Origin of the sequence: Methylobacterium sp. Leaf125, assembly GCF_001423085.1 — a bacterium.
Lineage (GTDB): Bacteria > Pseudomonadota > Alphaproteobacteria > Rhizobiales > Beijerinckiaceae > Methylobacterium.
This window is the reverse complement of sequence record NZ_LMNU01000034.1, coordinates 28,977-46,729: the sequence shown is the minus strand read 5'-3', so window position 1 is coordinate 46,729 and position 17,753 is coordinate 28,977. Positions and strand designations below refer to the sequence as shown.

The 17,753-nt window shown below is 67.8% G+C and carries 17 protein-coding genes; 11 read left to right on the top strand and 6 right to left on the bottom strand.

Annotation, left to right across the window (positions count from 1 at the left end; translation table 11 throughout):
* Positions 1-220: 220 nt before the first annotated feature.
* On the bottom strand, positions 221-463 hold the full coding sequence (locus ASF58_RS18660) for a hypothetical protein (protein WP_055956527.1): 243 nt from the start codon (positions 461-463) through the stop codon (positions 221-223).
* A 20-nt stretch (positions 464-483) separates the two neighbouring features.
* The gene (locus tag ASF58_RS18655; protein WP_244477395.1) at positions 484-1,197 is read right to left on the bottom strand and encodes a PRC-barrel domain-containing protein; all 714 of its coding nucleotides are present in this window, start codon (positions 1,195-1,197) and stop codon (positions 484-486) included.
* A gap of 98 nt (positions 1,198-1,295) precedes the next feature.
* Here ASF58_RS18655 and ASF58_RS18650 point away from each other — a divergent pair, with 98 nt between their 5' ends.
* The 3 genes from ASF58_RS18650 to ASF58_RS18640 all read left to right on the top strand — a co-directional run bounded on the left by ASF58_RS18650 (position 1,296) and on the right by ASF58_RS18640 (position 3,920).
* Positions 1,296-2,684: a Wadjet anti-phage system protein JetA family protein gene (locus ASF58_RS18650; RefSeq protein ID WP_055955923.1), complete on the top strand. Its 1,389-nt coding sequence runs from the start codon at positions 1,296-1,298 to the stop codon at positions 2,682-2,684.
* Positions 2,685-2,888: 204 nt separating this feature from the next.
* A complete protein-coding gene (locus ASF58_RS18645; protein WP_055955920.1) occupies positions 2,889-3,158 on the top strand; it encodes a hypothetical protein in 270 nt (89 codons plus the stop codon).
* A gap of 126 nt (positions 3,159-3,284) precedes the next feature.
* Positions 3,285-3,920, top strand: a complete 636-nt coding sequence (locus tag ASF58_RS18640; RefSeq protein WP_055955918.1) for a DUF4194 domain-containing protein — start codon at positions 3,285-3,287, stop codon at positions 3,918-3,920.
* A 325-nt stretch (positions 3,921-4,245) separates the two neighbouring features.
* Here ASF58_RS18640 and ASF58_RS18635 read toward each other — a convergent pair whose 3' ends face one another.
* Positions 4,246-4,389 (bottom strand): hypothetical protein, encoded by a 144-nt coding sequence (locus ASF58_RS18635; protein ID WP_156375793.1) that lies wholly within the window; start codon positions 4,387-4,389, stop codon positions 4,246-4,248.
* Positions 4,390-4,526: 137 nt separating this feature from the next.
* On the opposite strand from ASF58_RS18635, the gene ASF58_RS18630 reads away from it, so the two are divergent.
* Positions 4,527-7,982 carry an SbcC/MukB-like Walker B domain-containing protein gene (locus ASF58_RS18630; RefSeq protein ID WP_055955912.1) on the top strand — a complete coding sequence of 1,152 codons (3,456 nt, stop codon included), beginning with the start codon at positions 4,527-4,529 and terminating at the stop codon, positions 7,980-7,982.
* A 13-nt stretch (positions 7,983-7,995) separates the two neighbouring features.
* Here the strand turns inward: ASF58_RS18630 and ASF58_RS18625 are convergent, their stop codons facing one another.
* Positions 7,996-8,469, bottom strand: a complete 474-nt coding sequence (locus tag ASF58_RS18625; RefSeq protein WP_055955911.1) for a cupin domain-containing protein — start codon at positions 8,467-8,469, stop codon at positions 7,996-7,998.
* 505 nt (positions 8,470-8,974) lie between these two features.
* Between ASF58_RS18625 and ASF58_RS18620 the strand changes: the two genes are divergently transcribed.
* Both ASF58_RS18620 and ASF58_RS18615 read left to right on the top strand, forming a co-directional pair.
* Positions 8,975-9,322: a response regulator gene (locus ASF58_RS18620; RefSeq protein WP_055955908.1), complete on the top strand. Its 348-nt coding sequence runs from the start codon at positions 8,975-8,977 to the stop codon at positions 9,320-9,322.
* Between the two features lies 1 nt (position 9,323).
* On the top strand, positions 9,324-10,112 hold the full coding sequence (locus ASF58_RS18615; protein WP_055955905.1) for a Crp/Fnr family transcriptional regulator: 789 nt from the start codon (positions 9,324-9,326) through the stop codon (positions 10,110-10,112).
* An 85-nt stretch (positions 10,113-10,197) separates the two neighbouring features.
* Here ASF58_RS18615 and ASF58_RS18610 read toward each other — a convergent pair whose 3' ends face one another.
* Positions 10,198-10,401, bottom strand: a complete 204-nt coding sequence (locus tag ASF58_RS18610; RefSeq protein WP_055955902.1) for a ribosome modulation factor — start codon at positions 10,399-10,401, stop codon at positions 10,198-10,200.
* 119 nt (positions 10,402-10,520) lie between these two features.
* Complete coding sequence (locus tag ASF58_RS18605; RefSeq protein WP_055955899.1) at positions 10,521-12,968, bottom strand: PAS domain S-box protein; 2,448 nt, start codon at positions 12,966-12,968, stop codon at positions 10,521-10,523.
* Between the two features lie 312 nt (positions 12,969-13,280).
* Between ASF58_RS18605 and ASF58_RS18600 the strand changes: the two genes are divergently transcribed.
* From ASF58_RS18600 to larB, 5 genes are all read left to right on the top strand, one after another.
* On the top strand, positions 13,281-14,372 hold the full coding sequence (locus tag ASF58_RS18600; protein ID WP_055955897.1) for an HWE histidine kinase domain-containing protein: 1,092 nt from the start codon (positions 13,281-13,283) through the stop codon (positions 14,370-14,372).
* Entirely contained in the window at positions 14,369-14,818 is a 450-nt protein-coding gene (locus tag ASF58_RS18595; RefSeq protein ID WP_055955894.1) for a response regulator, read from the top strand. Before ASF58_RS18600 ends, ASF58_RS18595 begins: the two co-directional genes overlap by 4 nt.
* 110 nt (positions 14,819-14,928) lie before the next feature.
* On the top strand, positions 14,929-16,218 hold the full coding sequence (locus ASF58_RS18590; protein ID WP_055955890.1) for a LarC family nickel insertion protein: 1,290 nt from the start codon (positions 14,929-14,931) through the stop codon (positions 16,216-16,218).
* A complete protein-coding gene (locus tag ASF58_RS18585) occupies positions 16,215-17,042 on the top strand; it encodes a hypothetical protein (protein WP_055955887.1) in 828 nt (275 codons plus the stop codon). Before ASF58_RS18590 ends, ASF58_RS18585 begins: the two co-directional genes overlap by 4 nt.
* A complete protein-coding gene (gene larB / locus ASF58_RS18580; RefSeq protein WP_055955885.1) occupies positions 17,039-17,740 on the top strand; it encodes a nickel pincer cofactor biosynthesis protein LarB in 702 nt (233 codons plus the stop codon). Before ASF58_RS18585 ends, larB begins: the two co-directional genes overlap by 4 nt.
* Positions 17,741-17,753: the final 13 nt, after the last annotated feature.

The following is a 17,753-nucleotide window of genomic DNA, read 5'->3' as shown; positions in this document are numbered from 1 at the left end:
CAGTTGATGTTGCGAAGCATCTGCCCCGCCAGCTGTCGGTTCGATGAACGTCACCGGCCTGCCGCCGGAACAACGGTCACGAATTGCTGATCTGAACGAAGCGTAATTCAGATGCTCGCCTGCACAATCTTCATATCGACTGCGCAGGTGACGCCGCGTGATCCTGCGTATCGTCCTACCAGATCCCATCAGCAAATGGTCCGACCGGATGAGTGCGGTCCTACCCGCGAAGATTTCCCGATTGCCTGCGCCGGGCGATGTACCAGACCGCCAGCACGACGACCGCGATGACAAGGCTCAGCCAGATCCAGTTGAAATCCGTCGCGGCCGCATTGGCGGCGGTGGAGTTCGAGCCGGAGGGTCCCGTCTCGGGAATCGGCGGGGCGGGATTGGTTTGCTGGGCGAGCGCGCTCCCGAGGCTCGCGGTCCACAGGAAGACGCTGCTGGTAAGGGTGCGGGTCATCGGCATCGCAGTCTCCGCTGCTACTGGTCTGTCGTGTTGTCTGTCTTCCGCGCCGACCCGTACTGGAAGGCCGGCGCCGCGTTGAGTTGCGCCTTCGTCATGCGGATCTCGGCCTCGAGGGGCACACCGCCCGCCAGCACCGTGGCGCGATCGGCGGTCGGCTTCCGGTTCTCATCGACCGTGCCCGTGGTCGCGGTAACCTGATCGGTGTGCTTGTTCTGGACGGCACCCAGGACCTCGCGCGTCGTATCGGCCCCCGGCATGGTCTCGGGCTGCACGCGCGCTGCGGCTTCGGTGCTGGGCTTGGTCTCAGGCGTGATTACCGAGGTCGGCCCGCTCGTGAGGGGAACGTCCTTCATGTTCCAGGCGACCGTGTCGTAGGGGATCGCCACGAGCTTCTCACCGATTCCCAGGAAGCCACCGACACCGATCACCACGGCCTCAACCTTTCCGGCGTCGCCGATGAGCACGTCCTCAATCGATCCAACCCGTACGTGATCCATGCCGACCACTGGAAGGCCGATCATCTTGGAGCCCCGCATCGCCCCCGGACGTGGTTGGGCAAACCCGGCGCTGGCTGCGTCCGCAGCAGGTTGGGCATGGACCGACCCCTCGTAAGTCAGCGGAAGCGCGAGAACGGACAGGGCAAGGAGCACGGTGCTCCGGCGGCCGATAGACATTGCAGACTCCACGAAAACAACCGGCTTCGCGGAACGCGAACGATCGCTGGACAACGCGCGGTCCGCGTCCCGAGTTCAGGGCCATCGGCACGAGGCTGCTTCAGCGATTTGACTCTCCGCCCCGGGCAGGGCTGATCTCTGCCGGTTCCGCCATGCTGTTCACGCACCTCTCCGACGATCTCTTCAAGCCGCTCGCCTCGCCGAGTCGGGCCTTCAATGCGGCGCTCCTGCTGCATCTGCACGCCCGTGTGTTCGGAGACACCGCCGAACCCCTGCGCAAGAGCGAACTGCTGTCAGCAATCGGCGATTTCGCCGCCGATTTCGTCGACCGAGAGATCGACGACGAAACTTCCGGGACCGTCGAGCCGAGCGAGCGCCGCTCGGTCGTCTATCGCCGCCTTCTCGATGCCGGATGGCTGGTGGAGCGGCGGGAGCGCTACGTTCCGGTGGTCGAGTTCGACCCCGAGGCCCGGATGGTCATCGAGGAACTTGCACGCCTCGACCGAGGGGAGCGGCGCTCCTACGGCGGTGCCGTCCTCGATGTGCTGGGCAGCCTGGAAAGCGCGATCGCCAATCCCGCCGAGCGTTCCGAGGCGCTGGTCAATGCCGCCAAGTCGGCCCGCACCTTCCTGAGTCATCTGCGCAGCCTCGCCGGATCGATGCGCAAGAGCGAGGAGCGCATCCTGCGCGAGGCGGACCAGGGTGTCGCCCTGCGCCTGTACTTCGAAGAGTTCGTCGCGCGCCATCTCGTCAGCGACTACCGAACGCTGCACACCCGCTTCAATCCCTTCCGCTTCCGGTCGGGAATCGTGCGCGAGGCCGGCCGCGCGCTGCGCGATCCCCTCACCCTGCGCGCTTTGACCGATGCGGGCCTCCGGGAGGGGCGGGCGCCCGACCGGGAGACGGCTGAGCGCGCGGTCCGCAGCGATCTGGCGGAGATCCTGGCGATCTTCGAGGGCCTCGATCGTCACCTCGACGCGGTCGCCGACATCGTTGCCAGGCTCGAGCGCCGGATCGCCGCCACCCTGCGCTACCTAGACCATCGGGATTCGGACCGGATCGAACGCACGGCCGCAGCTCTGCGCGCGGTGGCGGGTGGCGATGACGACCTCGGCGGCCTGCCCGATCCGCAGGTCTCACTGTTCCGTCCGCCGATCGGCGAGCCGCACTGCTACGCCCCACGCCTGCGCCGGGCGGCGATCGAGTCCGAGCCGCTGCCCGAGATCGAGATCGATCCCGTCATCGAGGCTTTCATCGCCGCCAAGGACGCGTTCCGGGAGCGCGTCGCAGTCACGCCGGAGCGGATCGTGGCCTTCGTCGAGGCGCGGCTCGGGCCGGAACGCGCCATCCGGGGCTCTCAGATCCAGATCGCCGACGTCGACGATTTCGTCGTCTTCCAGCGGCTGCGTGAGATCGATGTGCTGTTCGACGGGAGCCTGCGTGCCCGCTACCGGCTCTCGCGCACGGAGGGACGGGTCTCGAATGGCTGGCTCGATTGTCCCGACTTCGTGCTGGAACGGGCTCCGGCGCTGCGCCGCTGAAGCAACGTCCCTCGGTGCCGCACCGCCGCTATGCTGGATTCCCGCGCGAAATCCCCCCGTCCTGAATGGCGTTCGGAGCGGTTCGACTGTCGATCCTCGTTTAATCCCGGGACTTGGCAAAATACCGTGACGGGTTCATGCTCCGCTGGATTTCACGCGCCAGATGCGAGGTGAAATCCGAGAAGACTGCGGGAGCGTTCGTCCATGACCAGCGCAAAATGCCTGATCAAGTCCGCCTGGATCGCCGCGGAAGTCGGCCGTGAGCGTTGCGAGCGGGTCCTGGTGGTCGAAACCTACATCGCCGTCAGCCCGCTGGAGCCGAACTACGATCCCGCGCGCTACGAGGCGATCGTGGCCGAGGTCCAGCGCGTCCTCGCCGCGAACCCCTCGCTCGACCGCGCCTCGATCCTCAGTATGCACCGAGACACGGCCTGCCTCTCGCTCTTCCGTGCAACGCCGGCCGTCGCCGCCTGAATGCTAATCCAACACTGGCGGCGCGCTCTTGGTGACCCCTTTGCAGCGACGTCCCTTGGCGCGGGTCGTTGCGAAGCTTAGAGACACCGGCCGGCGCGGGTTGATCCCGCGACCGTGAGGCCAGCCATGCTCGAACCCTTTCGCGCCATCGTCGACGGCGAGGACTTGCCGCCGCCCGGAGCCCGCGCGCCTTCGGAAGAGGAGTTGACCCGGGCACTCCAGGTCCTCCTGAAGAGCCAGTGCGTCTATGCCGGCACACCGGGTATCGGGCGCTCCTACGAGCTCGCCCGGCATTACGCGCCGTTCTTCCAGGCCTATTTCGCGTGCCTCGGCTACCAGTTCGAGGTGATGCACCGCGATCAGATGGTGTGCCTGCGGGTCCCGCCCGAAGGTGTCCGGCACGATGCCCAGGCCGAGCGCCTGCGCAAGGACGAGACGCTGGTGCTGCTCGCCCTGCGACTTGCTTACGAGGAAGGCCTGCGCGCCCATCGCGTGACCACTGAGGGGGTCGTGGAATGCACGACCGACGACATCGTCGAGTCGATCCGCACCGCCACCCGAAGCGACCCGCCGGAGGAAGCACGTCTCACAGATATCCTCCGACTGTTCGCGCGCAAGGGGGGGCTGCGCCTGGGCGAGCGTGACAAGGTCGAGAAAATCACGCCCCTGATGGTCATGCCCGGAATCGCGGTGTTGTCGCCGGACGCCTGGATGGATCAGGTTCGGGCGTGGGGGGCCGCACGCGGCGACGAGGAAGCCTGACCTCTCAGGTCTGCTTCGGATGCGGTTGCCGAGGACATTCAGGACGTTGCGCTTTGGTGGGAACCGCCGAAGGTTCTGGGCATAGAGGGCCTCGATGTCCGCGCTCCCCTGGACTTCTGGATTTCGAGCACCGGTCCTCGTCGTCCGTCGGCCGGACCGCCACGGGGCAGTCGCAAGACATGCTCGACCAAGGGCGGCGACGCTCCACACGGAGTTCGGGGCCAACCGGATGAGGGTGGCTGGCGGACGCTGCCGGCCCAGAAAGCACCGCGGTCCTGGCCCCGCCGGTACCCGACCTGGGCATTCCGGTGAACAGGTTCGGCAGCTAGGGATCGAGGGCCTCCGTGGCGATCAGGGATGCCGATCGGCACCGGTCGTTGAGCTTGGACGTCGTGATCGCACGTACCCGGCCCGGGCCGCCTCCGCCGGCGACGCTCACGCGGTACTTGGGCTGCGCGGTCTTCATCATGAGCGAATCCGATCGCCGACCGGCCTGCGCCGCGGGGCGCCGCGTCCCCAGGCGGGCGGGCGCACCGGCTTGCATCCCGGGCGCGCAGCGTTCATGCGAGGGGCGTCTTCTCGAAATTGGGACCGTCAGCGCCGGCCGTGTACCGCCTTACCGATATCGTCCTCTCGAACTGGTACCTGATCCGCCGCGAGCAGATTCGGATCCGGGGCGCGGCTGCGCTGGTGGGACCGACGGGGGCCGGCAAGTCCACCATCTTCGACGCGGTCGGCACGGTGCTGGCGGGCAACAATGCCAGCCGGCTCGCCCTCAACGCCTCGGCTTCGGGACGCAGCGCTCGGACGGTGCGCGATTACTGCCTCGGTTGGATCAGCGATCCGGCGGAGGGCGGGCGCCCCACCCGTGAAGCCTGCGAGACCCTGATCGTCCTGGTCTTCGAGAACGAGACCACGGGCCGCGTCGTGTCTGCCGGGCTGGCGCTTGCGGCCCGGGCGGAGGATAGTCGAGAGACCACCCTGTCCCGGTTCGTCCATGTCGGCCACCGCTTCGAGGTGGCCGATTACGTCCGGGAAGCGCCGGGCGGTAGCTTCGTCGCGCCCTGGACGGAAATCGCCAAGGATCTTCGCACCCGCGGAACCACCTTCGACGAGTATCGCGCGTCCGGCGAGCGCTTCACCGCCGAACTCCTCGGCATCCTGCGTGAGGGGGCCGCGGTCCCGGAGCCGCGCCACTTCCTGCGCACCTTCTCCAACGCCGTGGCGTTCAAGCCGATCTTCGATTCATCGGCCTTCGTCCGGTCCTTCGTGCTCGAACCTGAGCCCCTGGACGTCGCACGCATCCGGCAATCCGTGGAGACCTGGCGGCGCCTCCTCGAGACTATCGAGGAGTTGGAGCGTCGCCTGGCGCATCTGGCCCGGATCGTCGGGCGCTACGAGACCTGGGCCGAGGCGAGCCTCGCCTCGGCGCTCGGAGAACTGCGTGCCGCCGATGCGGATCTGCGTCGACGCATCCTTGACACCGTCACCGCTCGCCAAGCCCTCAAGGATGTCGCCGAGCGACTTCGCATCGCGCGCGAGAGCGTCGCGACCAGCCAGGGTTTCGTGCGCGAGATCGACGGCGAGATCGCCGGCAAGAAGGCGCTTCTCGCCGGCACGGCCGCCGAAGGGCGTCTCGCCGCCTCGAACGCCGGCCTCGCCATGCTGGCCCGCGACCGGCGGGATCTGGCCGCCCGGGTCGCCGACCTTGTCGGGATCGTCCTCGATACCGGCAAGCTCTCGGTGATCATCGGCGAGATCCGCAAGGTCTCGCCGGAGGCTGCCCGCCTGGTGGAGGCCTGTGCCCGATCGGGCCTGCGACGCGAGGCCAATCCGGAAGAGACCCTGCGGTCCGACGGCCCGCTCGCCGCGCTGCTCGCTGGACTGGCCGGAATGCCCCCGATCGCAACGCCGCTCGAGCGGGCCGCGGAGGACGCGGCGCTGCGCGCCCGTGCCTTGGAGAACGAGGCGCAGTCCCGCGCCCCGGCACCCAGCGCGGGGCGGGGGGCGGCGCCGCGCCTGTCCTCCGACGTCGCGGCGTTCCGCGAGGAACTGTCCCGCCTCAGCATCGTGGCGACGCCGATCTGCGAACTCGCCGAGATCATCGATCCGAAATGGGGCCAGGCCCTCGAAGGCCTCCTCGGCGGCGCTCGCGAAGCTCTGGTGGTGCAGCCGGACCGCCTCAACGAAGCCTTCGCGCATCTCGAGGCGCGCAAGAGCCAGTTCTACCGCTGCCTCCTCGTCAAGACGACGGATACCGCCAGGCGTCGCGGCGGGCGCGACGACGAGGGGCCGCTGGCGCTGATCGAGACGGCCGATCCGCACGCGCAGGCCTTCCTCGGCGCGCGCCTCGGGGGCTACGATCTCGCCCCGAACGATGCGGCCCTCGCCCATATGAGCCGGGCCGTGGCGCCGAGCGGGCGCTCGACCTCTGGCATGGCCTACTCTGTGGTACGCCCGGTCCAGCTCATGATGACCCGGGGCCATCGGGGTCCGACCGTCGAGAGCCGCCAGGATTGGGAGCAGGCGGTCGCCGAGGCACGCCGCGCTCGGGCCGAAGCCGATGTCCTGCGCGAAGCGGCCCGGATCGGTGCCGCCCTCGCGCGGCGCCTGTCCGAGACAAACCTCGACCTCGCCGCGTTGCGGGCGGAGGCGGATGCGATCGAGGGCCGTCGGCGCAGCCTGACCACGGAGCGGGAGAGCGTCGAGCGTGCCGAGACCGGCGTGCTGGAAGCAGAACTCGCGGAACTCGCCAAGGAGCGCTCGGCCTATCTTACCGAGCTCGTCCAGGTGCTGGAGCCGAAGCGGGACCTCCTGCTGGGCGAGGAGGCTGGCTTGAAGGCCAAGGTTGCGGCGAGCCGCGAGGCGGCCCGTGCCGCGCTCCAAGCGCGTCGGGCCGCGTATCAGCGCTGGACAGGCGGCGACAGCATGCGCATCCGGCTCGTGCGTCCGGACGCCTACGACCCGGGGGCGCTGACCGCGCTGCGGGCCGAGCGGGCGGATCTCGACGCCAAGGCGCTGGCGAGCCTGGCCAGTGCCGGGCGCGCCCGCGCCCGGGAGGCGGCGGAGACGGCGCGAACGCAGGGCCGGGCGGCCGAGCGCGACCTTGCCGAGTACTGCGTGCAGTGGCGCGTCGAGAATCCGCTGGGAGCAGGCGATGCGCCGGCCTCCTTCGGCTACGGCTGGGCGAAGCGGGCCCATGACGAGGTGGCGAGCCACGAACTTCGACGCTACCGGGACCAGGCGCGGCGGGCGGAGAGCGAGATGCGCCGCCTGATGATCGAAGACCTTCTGACCCGGCTCGCGGACAAGTTCGAGCGCGTGCGCGCCCGGCTCGATGCCCTGAACGAGCGCCTGTCGAGCCAGACCTTCACGGGACAGACCTACGCGTTCGAGGCCGAGGTGGATCGGCGCTACGCCGCCGTCCACGCCCTAGCGACAGAGGTCGCGCGCTCGCCGGATGCGGCCCAGGCGATCCTGCCCGACGAGGGCGGCGCGATCCCGGACGGTCCGCTCGCGGCGGCGATCGACGAGATCACGGCCCTGATCGCCGGCGAGGAGAGCGCCGCGCGCCTCGCGGATTACCGCAATTACTTCGTCTACGAGATCGGGATGCGGGATCGGGCCGGGAACCGCACGACGATGTCGAACCGGGCGCTCCGCGGGTCGGGGGGCGAAGCGCAGGCCCCGTTCTACGTCGCCATCGCGGCGTCCCTCGCCTCGGCGTATTACCCGGGTGATCGGCCCGGCGACGAGAACCCCGGCCTCGGCCTCTGCCTTCTCGACGAGGCGTTCTCGAAGCTCGACGTACGCAACAGCCAGGCCCTGGTCGACCTCTATCAGGCGTGGGGATTGCAGCTCCTGATCGCGGCGCCGGAGGACAAGCGGACGACGTTGACGGAGGTGATGGATACCATCGTCACCGTCTATAAGAGCCCGGACCTGTCCTCCGTGCGAATCGAGGCCGAACACCCGCTGGAAGCGGCCAAGCGTGCGCTGGCGGCGATCAATCCCGAGCGCCAGGGCATCGAAGGTTTTCGGATCACCGACGCCGCCGAATAGGACGCAGGCCGTCCTACCAGACCGGCTCGGGACCGTACCAGGTGAAGTGCTTCTTGACCGGTTCAATCACGTCCCAGGTGCCAGAGAAGCCCGCCGGAGTGACGAAGGCATCGCCGGTCCGGTAGGTCTTCGAGACGCCCTCCGCATCCGTCACCGTCACCACGCCCGCGATCAGTTGGATGAATTCCGCCCGGCCGAAGTCGATGCGGAACTTGCCTGGCTGGCAAGTCCAGATGCCGGCGGCGAACAGCCCGTCCGGGCTCTTGTAGATGTACGTTGCCGTCTGCTGGGGCTTCCCCGACAGGATGTGCGAGCGCTCAGGCCAGTATGCGGATTCCCGCGGCTGAACGGCTGGGAAATCGTGGGTGCGCTCGACCGGTCCCTCCAGCGCGGGGGGAGGTGCAGGCGTGCGGCGCCACGAGGGCATCGTGCCGACGAGGGCCATCATCGGGCCGGCGAAGGTGTGAAGCAGACGCGCAATTTCCATTCGCGATCCTCTGACTAGTCCGTGTCGAAAATCGCGGATCGTCGTCCAATTCACAATGGATCGCTCGGCCTTCGACGCCTGATCTGCAGAGAAGGCTGAATCGATGATGAATCGCTGAAAGCATAAACCAATCCGCCGATCTTTCCCGAAACTCGCGGATGATGTGCGGATGAGCGCCCTGGCGCGGAACGAGGGCGATCGCCGGGGAGCCTGACCCCGCGAACAGCCGCGGAGGAGTACCCATCCAGAGTCGTGTCTCTGCGATAACGCTCATCGATTCAGCACTACACCCTTAGGTGTAATTCAGTCCCACCTAGTCACGATATCTAACAAATGATTGTTGGGTATCGCACATACAGTCCATGAATCGAGCCGTACAGTAGGAAATCGACCACTGCACTTGCATCGAATATTGTTTAGGGGCTTACTTGCCTGCCAGATCTGGTTGGAGCTGGCTCCGTCTCGAAACTAGGGTCGCGCAATGACAGAAAGCGGACCACCCTGCGTGCTGGTCGCAGAGAGCAACGCGATCGTTGCCCTCGACCTCTGTGAAACCCTGCAGGAGGCCGGTTACCGCGTCGCTGGCCCGCTGGCGACGGTGGCCGCGACCGAGGCGCTCCTGGAGCGGGAGCACGTCGATCTGGCCGTCATCGAGCCGAAGCTGAAGGATGGTGATTGTTCAAGGACCTTGCGGCACCTCCGCAGGCGCGGCGTCCCCTTCATTCTGCACACGGCCTGTCATCGTGCGGATCCGATCACGCGTGGCTTCGGCGACGCCCCCTGGCTCGCGAAGCCTGCGATCCCCTGGGACGTCGTGATCGCCCTCGACGAAATCGCGATCGGGAGTTTGTGAGATGGTACAGGCCCTCAGCAGTCAGGCGGTTGGGGACCGCGTCTTCTTTCCCGTGCCGGAGTCGCCCGCGTCTGCGCTGGTACAGAAGCTCGAAGCGTTCCAAGACTTGTCGACCGAGGACCGGAACGCGCTCGCGCGTCTTGTGACGACCGCGCGGGACTACCCGGCCCACACCGACATCCTGCGTGAGGGCGAGCCGGCCGATGGCGTTCTCATCGTGGTCAAGGGGTTCGCGTGTCGGAACCAGTTCCGTCAGAACGGCGCACGGCAGATCACCGCCTACCTTGTGCCCGGCGATCATTGCAACTTGGAAGCCGGTCTCATCAACCGCATGGATCACACCGTCAGCACGCTCTCACCCTGTCGGGTTGCCCGCGTGAACGCGGAGGCCCTCCACGCGATTCTACGGCAACACCCCGCCATACGGCAGGCTCTTCGGATGAGCATCCTCGTCAACGAGGCCACCCTGCGTGAGTGGATCGTCAACATCGGATGCCGAACCGCCGTCGAGCGCATCGCGCACCTGTTTTGCGAACTGCACCTGCGCTTGAACGCAGTGGGCCTGACCCGTGGGATGACCTACGAACTGCCCTTCACGCAGAGCGATATCGCCGTCACGGTCGGGCTCTCGAACGTTCACGTCAATCGTTCTCTGCAGGCACTGCGACGCCAGCGGTTCCTCACCTTGTCCGGCAAGCGGCTGACCATCCTCGACTGGACCGGCTTGAGCGAGTTGGCCGAATTCAATCCGAGCTACCTGCAACTGGGCTGCCGTCCCCTGGACGGGTAACGCGAACCGAGCCGTCGGGCGGCCGCGATTCGACGCTCGGGTACCGAGGCCGCCGGTGGTCGGCGCCTCCCGTGGCCGCCGCGGCTCAGGCCTTCGCGGACGATTGGGGATCGATCGTCCCGGTCTCGCTCTCCAGGCGATCGTCGGCAGCCTCGTCGAACGCCTGCATCCAGGCGGTTCGGTCCTCGCTGCCCTCGGCATAGGGGCAACTCTCACGCTGCTTGCCGTAGAGGCGGGCATTCCGGCCCTTGATGAAGGGGCTGTCGCTCGCGGTCGCGCCGTCGCTCATATCGCGTATCCTGATGGTCGTGCGGCACGCCGGGGCGCATCCCCGGTCGTACGGCCTTGTCGCGGGTCAACCCGGACCAGGTCGATCCGGTTCATCCGCGTTCCATCACGAGCGCGCTGTTAGGGATCGCGCCGGTGATCCAGGCTATGCGCCACTGCGCGCCGCAGAATCCGAGAGAGATCCTCGACGGAGTAGGGCTTGCGAAGCAACTCGAAGCCGTGGGTACCCTGCTCGGCGATCACGTGGCTGTAGCCCGAAGCGAGGACGACCGGCAGGCCGGGATAACGCGCGCGGATCGCCTGTCCGAGGTCGATGCCGTTCATGCCGGGCATGACAACGTCGGAAAACACGACGTCGAAAGGGCGTTCGGACGGTTTCGCGAGGGAAGACGGCGCCAACACCTGAAGTGCCTGTTCGGCATCCGTGACCCAGCGGGTGTCGTAGCCGAGTTCCTGGAGGGCCTGCGTCGCGAAGGCTCCGACTTCCAGATTGTCCTCGACGACCAGCACCCGCGTCCCATGACCGTCAGCGAGGGATGCCGGTTCGGGCAGCACGGCTTGAGGGGCGATCTGCGCTCGGACGCGGGGCAGGAACAGCGTGAACGTCGTCCCGCTCCCGAGGGCGCTGTTCACCAGGACCTCACCGCCGGATTGCTTGGCGAAGCCGAAGACCTGTGACAGCCCGAGGCCGGTGCCCTGCCCGACGCCTTTGGTGGTGAAGAAGGGCTCGAAGATGCGATCCAGCATCTCGGGTGGAATACCCGAGCCAGTGTCCGACACCGAGACCGCAACGAAATCGCCGCGGACACGCGGATGCGCCCGCACGGCAGGAATGGTCAGGGCGCGGGTCACTCGGATCCGCAGCCGGCCTTCGCCCTCCATGGCATCCCGTGCGTTGACCACCATGTTGACCAGCGCGGTATCGAATTGGCTCGGATCCGCATCGACGAGATAAGTCAGCGGGGTGCCGTCGGAGGACAGGCCCGGAACGACGTCGGTTTCGACCTGAATCCGGGCGCCCGTGAGGGTCCCCACCATGTCTCCCACGGAGGCGACGCTGCGCGCGACATCGAACACCTCCGGGCTCAGGGCTTGCCGGCGCGCGAAGGCGAGAAGTTGCCCCGTGAGCTTCGCCGCCCGCGAGACGGTGTCGGAGATGGCCCCGATGTAGCGCTGGCGCCGCTCCTCCGGCAGGTCTGGGCGCTTCAGCAGATCTGTGGACGACTTGATCACCGTCAGGAGGTTGTTGAAGTCGTGCGCAACGCCGCCCGTGAGCTGGCCCACCGCTTCGAGCTTCTGCGATTGCCGCAGCTGCTCCTCGAGGGCCTTGCGCTCCGTCACGTCGCGACCGGCCGCGTAGAAATGGTCGCCCTGCGGAATGGCGTTCCAGGATACCCACCGGAAATCGCCATCGGCCGTCTTCATGCGGACGTCGAGATTGTCGAGGACGCTGCCCTCGGTCAGGCGGGTAAAAGCGGTGGTCGCCGGTGGGACATCGTCCGGATGCAGGTAGTTGTCGAACCGCGCGCCGAGGAGGGCGTCGGCCGGCCAGCCCAGCATTTCGGACCAGGCCGGATTCACAGCCCGGTAGAGACCGTCGAACCCACAGATCACGAGAAGGTCGCGGCTGGCGCGCCAGACGAGGTCGCGCTCGGCGGTACGGTCCCGCGCCGTGGTCCGCAGCAGCGTCTCGGCTTCGCGGCGGTCGGTGATGTCGTTGAAGAGGATCGCGACGCGGTGCTGGACCGGTTCACCGACGCGCAGGGCGTGGACATCGAACCAGCGGCCGAGGGCGACCGCGCCGCTCTCGAACCGAGCCGGTCGACCCGTCAGGGCGACTTCGCCATAGGTTTCGAGCCAGCGCGGCTCGAGATCCGGGATAACCTCGCTCACCCAACGCCCGACCACGTCGCCGAGGCCTGCCTGACGTTCGAAGGCTGGATTGACCTCCAGGAAGCGATAATCGACCGGACGTCCGCTGGAGTCGAAACGCATTTCCACGATGCAGAAGCCGGCGTCGATCGCATCGAAGAGGGTCCGATAGCGGGCTTCACTCTCTGCGAGCTTGCCCTCCTCGGTGCGGAACCGAGTGACGTCGAGCTGGCTGGCGAAGAAGTAGATCAGCCGGCCCTCAGGATCGAAAACTGGGCTGACGTAAAGCTCGTTGCGGAATGCGCTGCCGTCGCGATGATAGTTAACGATCTCCACCACGACGTCCCGTCGCGCCGCGATCGCGTCCCGCACGCGAGCGACTTCGGCCGGATCGGTACCGCTGCCCTGCAGGAAGCGACAGTTCCGCCCGAGCAGCTCCTCGACTCCGTAGCCGCACAGGTCCTGGAAGGCCCGATTGGCGAAGACAATCGGATTGTCCGGAAGGTTTGGATCCGTGATGATCATCGGCATGCGGGTCTTCTCCGCTGCCGTGAAAAGCAGGTTGGAGCTCGCCGCCGAGGTGCGTTGGCCCGGGCCGGGTGCACGGATCCCGGCATCGCGCTCCGCCCGCAGCGCCGCAATCTCCGCCTCGAGTGCCTGTTCCCTCAGACGAAGCCGTTCAACCGCGTCGTCCATGACCCCCCGGATATCACCTGAACGCGGCACGTCCCTTCGACGGCGCTCGGAGCCTCATCGTGATTCGTTCCGCGCCACGCCTCCCTATCCCACGTCTGTCGGCGCGTCGATCACGTGCGGCACAGGATGCCGATGGCGGAGTCGGAACCATTGCGTGGACCGTGGATTGCGATAGGCGCTGACGTTAGACCTGTGCCTGCAGTGTGTCGGCTCTGTCTGATGGTCGGCCCTGCATCGCCTCTTCGTTGTTCACTGGCCAGCGGCCTCGCTGTCCGTTCCGGGAAACGATCGTTCGTGCCGAGCTTTGGATCGATGCAGACGTTCGATACAACCACGACCACCCTGCCCACCCTGCGTCGCGGTTCACAGCTGTATGAGACGGAGCGGCGACTCAACGCGGTCCTGAACAACGCTTCGGTGGCCATCTTCCTGATGGATGACCGCCAGCACTGCGTCTACATGAACCGGGCTGCGGAACTGCTCACCGGTTTCAGCCTGACCGAGGTCCTCACGCGCGATTGCCCCCTGCACGATATCGTCCACCACACCTACCCGGATGGCCGCCCGTTTCCGCTCGCGGAATGCGCCATCGACCGGGCCTTTCCGGAGAACAATCAGGAACGCGGCGAAGAGGTGTTCGTCCATAAAGACGGACATTTCTACCCGGTCGGGTTCACCGCCAGTCCCATCCGCGACGACGAAGCGCGCATTATCGGTACGATCATCGAGGTCCGCGACATCACCGAGGAGAAGGCGGCCGCCGAGCGTCAGCGCCTTCTCACCAACGAACTCAACCACCGGGTCAAGAACACGCTGGCGACCGTCCAGTCGATCGCCGCGCAGACCTTCAAGGGAAAGACCGACGGCGTCGCGCGCCAGACCTTCGATGCGCGCATGGTCGCTCTGTCGAACACTCACAACGTCCTCACGGCGGAGAACTGGGAGAGCGCCAGCCTGCGCAGCGTCGTCGAGGGCGCCGTGGCACCGCACGCCCTGGCCGAAGTCGATACGGCGCGCTTCGACCTCGTCGGCCCGGATACCCGCCTGCACCCGAAGGTCGCGGTCACCCTCGCGATGGCGCTGCACGAACTGATGACGAACGCGGCCAAGTACGGGGCGCTGTCGGTTCCCGAAGGTCGAGTCGGCGTGTCCTGGACTCTGGAGCCGGAGGGCTCGGGCGAGCGCCTCGATCTCGTCTGGACCGAGACGGGCGGGCCGCCGGTCGCGCCACCCACGCGGAGGGGATTCGGAAGCCGGCTCATCGAGCGGCAATTGCCGCTGGAATTCGACGGCAGTGCGGATCTGACCTTCGCACCCACCGGCGTCATCTGCCGGCTCCGTATCCCGCTGACCGCGCTCGGATGGCACGGGCAGGAACGGGTGACCGGACGGGTCGCCCGATGAGCGGCCTCCAGGGACGGCGGGTTCTGCTGGTGGAGGACGAGAGCCTCGTCGCCATGCTCGGCGAGGACATGCTCCTCGATCTCGGCTGTGAGGTCGAGGTCGCCATGCGGCTTGACAAGGCGGTGGCGCTGGCCCGGGGGGCGGACCTGGACATGGCGATCCTCGACGTGAATCTCGGCGACACCTGCAGCTATCCCGTGGCCGATGCCTTGTTCGAGCGCGGCATTCCTTTCATCTTCGCCACCGGCTACGGCCTCTCGGGGATCGAACCCGCCTACAACGCCATTCCGGTGATGCAGAAGCCCTATCAGGTTGCGCAGATGGAGCGGCTGCTCCGGCACCTGCTCACCTGCAAAACGCCGCCCAGGGGGAACATGCCGTCCTTGCCGTGCGGGTGTTCGTTCTGGGCGAAGATCGTCGGCCCCCACCAGATCCGGGCCGACTGAGCGCCGTCGCTGCGGCCTTCGGTCTCCAACGTCTGGCGCTTGCCGCCGGAGCTTTCCGAACGATGTTGCGTTCGCTCCCTGCGGTGACGGGACAACGAACACGAACGCTCATGCAGATTCATCTGGACGCCCTCGGCGGCGTCGCCGGCGACATGTTCGCCGCTGCCCTTCTCGATGCTTTTCCGGACCAGGAAGCCGGCGTGCTGGAGAGCATCCGAGCCGCCTTGCCGGAAGTCTCCGGCGAACTCGTCAGACACAATGACGGCATTCTGGCCGGCCGCCGCTTCGTCGTCGCGCACGGTCCCGGGGCTCGGGATGGCGGGGCGGCCGGTCACACGCATCGCCACCACGATCACGCGCATGCGCATGGCGACGGACACGGTCACGCGGGCGATGCCCAACACGGGCATCGCCACTGGTCGCAGATCCGCGCGGACCTGCAGGCCTGTCCGCTCGGGTCCGCGGTCCGCGCTCATGCGATCGGGATCTTCACCCGTCTGGCCGAGGCCGAGGCGCGGGTCCACGGCATCGCCGTCGAGGCGGTGGCCTTCCACGAGGTCGGCGCCTGGGACTCGATCGCCGATATCGTGGCGGCCGCCCACCTGATCGCGGCCCTCGACGCCGAGGCCTGGAGCGTGTCGGCGCTGCCCCTCGGCTCGGGCCGGGTCCGGACCCAGCACGGACCGCTGCCCGTGCCGGCTCCGGCCACGAGCCTCCTCATCGAGGGGTTCGAGACCCTCGACGACGGCGTGCCGGGCGAGCGGGTCACGCCGACGGGGGCCGCGATCCTGCGCTACCTGCGCGACATCGCGCCACCGCTGCCGGCGGCGCCGCGGATACTCAAGGGATCGGGCATCGGCTTCGGCACGAAGGTCCTGCCGGGCCTCAGCAACTGCCTGCGCGCGATGGTGTACGAGGCGGCGACGTCGCGCGGGAGCGGCGAGCACCGCGACCTCGGCGTGATCGAGTTCGAGGTGGACGACCAATCGGCGGAGGATCTCGGCATGGGCCTCGATCGTCTGCGCGCGCATCCGGATATCTTCGACGTCGTCCAGATGCCGGTCTTCGGCAAGAAGGGACGGATGATGACTCATGTGCGGGCGCTTGCCCGTGCCAGCGCGCTCGAGGAGGCCATCGCGGCCTGTTTCCGCGAAACCACCACGATCGGCCTGCGCCATCGCATCGTCTCCGGTGCCGCTCTTTCGAGGCGGATGCACACCGTCACCGTCGAGGGTCAACCCGTACGGGTGAAGGTCGTCGACCGGCCGGGCGGGCGCACCGCCAAGGCGGAGGCCGACGATGCGGTCGCCCGGGAAAACCATGCCACCCGCGCCAGCCTGCGCCGTGCCGCCGAGGCGCTGGCGCTCCGGGCGGATACCGAGGAGGGGGGCACGGCATGAGCGGCGATGTCCTGCAACGCCTGAACGACGTGCTTCTAGAGATCGGGCCCCTCGCGGTCGCGGTCAGCGGCGGCGTCGACAGCCTGACCCTCGCCGAGACAGCCCATCGCCTCCTCGGGGCCGACCGGGCGCTGATGGTCCACGCGGCCTCGCCGGCCGTGCCGTACGAGGCGACGCAGCGTGTCCGCGACGAAGCGGCGCGGGCGGGCTGGACCCTGCGCGTGGTCGAGGCCGGCGAGTTCGCCGACCCGAGCTACCGCGCCAACCCGGTCAATCGCTGCTTCTTCTGCAAGACCAACCTCTACGGAACGATCCGTCAGGTCACCGACCGGACCATGGTGTCGGGCGCCAATCTCGACGATCTCGGCGAGTACCGCCCGGGCCTCGACGCGGCCCGCGAGTACAGCGTGCGCCATCCTTACGTGGAGGCCGGACTGCACAAGGCCACGGTGCGGGCGCTCGCCCGCGATCTCGGCCTCGGATCGGTGGCGGAGCTCCCGGCGGCACCCTGCCTGTCGAGCCGCGTCGAGACCGGTATCCGGATCGAGCCCGAAACCCTGGCGTTCATCCACGCCGTCGAAGGCTTGGTGAGCCGTAGCCTCGAGGCCGGCATCGGACCGCGCCGCGCCGTGCGCTGCCGCGTCCGGGCCGCCGGGATCGTGGTGGAACTCGACCCCGACAGCCTCGCCGCCCTCGACAGCGTGCGCCAGGCCGCTCTGTCAGCGGAAATCCGGGCGGGTGCTCCGGCGAACCTGCCCGAAGCCTCGGTGCGGTTCGCGGCCTACCGCACCGGCAGTGCCTTCCTGACGGGAACGGTCCGATGAGCGTTTCCGACGAATTCGTCCTCGACTTCGCCCGGCCGGAGCGGATCGGCCTCGAGGAGGCGATCTACGCGGCCGGCAAATCGCCGGTGCAGATCGACGCGATCCTGGACGCCGCCGCGGCGCGCGGTGCGCGACTGCTGCTGACGCGCCTCGACGTCGACAAGCATGCGGCCCTTTCCGGCCGCCACCGCGACCGGATCGACTATTGCCCAGTGTCGCGCACCGCGATCTTCGGGGAGGCCCGTCCGATCAGCGGTCCTGCGCGCATCGGTATCGTGGCTGCCGGCACCTCGGACGTCCCGGTAGCGCGGGAGGCCGAGCGGACCCTGGCCTACCAGGGCCATGCCACGACGCTCTTTGCCGATGTCGGGGTCGCGGGGCTCTGGCGCCTGACCACCCGCCTCGACCAGATCCGTGCCCACCCCGTCCTCATCGTCGCCGCCGGCATGGATGCGGCCCTGCCGAGTGTCGTCGGCGGCCTCGTCGCCAGCGCCCTGATCGCGGTGCCGACCTCCGTCGGCTACGGGGTGGCCGAGGGCGGCCGTACGGCCCTCGATGCGATCCTGGCGAGCTGCGCCCCCGGTATCACCGTCGTCAACATCGACAATGGCTACGGGGCGGCCTGCGCCGCGATGCGCCTGCTCCAGGCCGCCCGCGCCCTGTCGCAATCCAACCCCGTCGATGGGATGCTGGCCTGACATGCCGCGCCAT

Coding starts and splice junctions, on each gene's coding strand:
- ASF58_RS18660 (WP_055956527.1), bottom strand. CDS start 463: ATGACCCGCACCCTTACCAGCAGCGTCTTCCTGTGGACCGCGAGCCTC.
- ASF58_RS18650 (WP_055955923.1), top strand. CDS start 1,296: ATGCTGTTCACGCACCTCTCCGACGATCTCTTCAAGCCGCTCGCCTCG.
- ASF58_RS18645 (WP_055955920.1), top strand. CDS start 2,889: ATGACCAGCGCAAAATGCCTGATCAAGTCCGCCTGGATCGCCGCGGAA.
- ASF58_RS18640 (WP_055955918.1), top strand. CDS start 3,285: ATGCTCGAACCCTTTCGCGCCATCGTCGACGGCGAGGACTTGCCGCCG.
- ASF58_RS18635 (WP_156375793.1), bottom strand. CDS start 4,389: ATGATGAAGACCGCGCAGCCCAAGTACCGCGTGAGCGTCGCCGGCGGA.
- ASF58_RS18625 (WP_055955911.1), bottom strand. CDS start 8,469: ATGGAAATTGCGCGTCTGCTTCACACCTTCGCCGGCCCGATGATGGCC.
- ASF58_RS18615 (WP_055955905.1), top strand. CDS start 9,324: ATGGTACAGGCCCTCAGCAGTCAGGCGGTTGGGGACCGCGTCTTCTTT.
- ASF58_RS18610 (WP_055955902.1), bottom strand. CDS start 10,401: ATGAGCGACGGCGCGACCGCGAGCGACAGCCCCTTCATCAAGGGCCGG.
- ASF58_RS18605 (WP_055955899.1), bottom strand. CDS start 12,968: ATGGACGACGCGGTTGAACGGCTTCGTCTGAGGGAACAGGCACTCGAG.
- ASF58_RS18600 (WP_055955897.1), top strand. CDS start 13,281: ATGCAGACGTTCGATACAACCACGACCACCCTGCCCACCCTGCGTCGC.
- ASF58_RS18595 (WP_055955894.1), top strand. CDS start 14,369: ATGAGCGGCCTCCAGGGACGGCGGGTTCTGCTGGTGGAGGACGAGAGC.
- ASF58_RS18590 (WP_055955890.1), top strand. CDS start 14,929: ATGCAGATTCATCTGGACGCCCTCGGCGGCGTCGCCGGCGACATGTTC.
- ASF58_RS18585 (WP_055955887.1), top strand. CDS start 16,215: ATGAGCGGCGATGTCCTGCAACGCCTGAACGACGTGCTTCTAGAGATC.
- larB (WP_055955885.1), top strand. CDS start 17,039: ATGAGCGTTTCCGACGAATTCGTCCTCGACTTCGCCCGGCCGGAGCGG.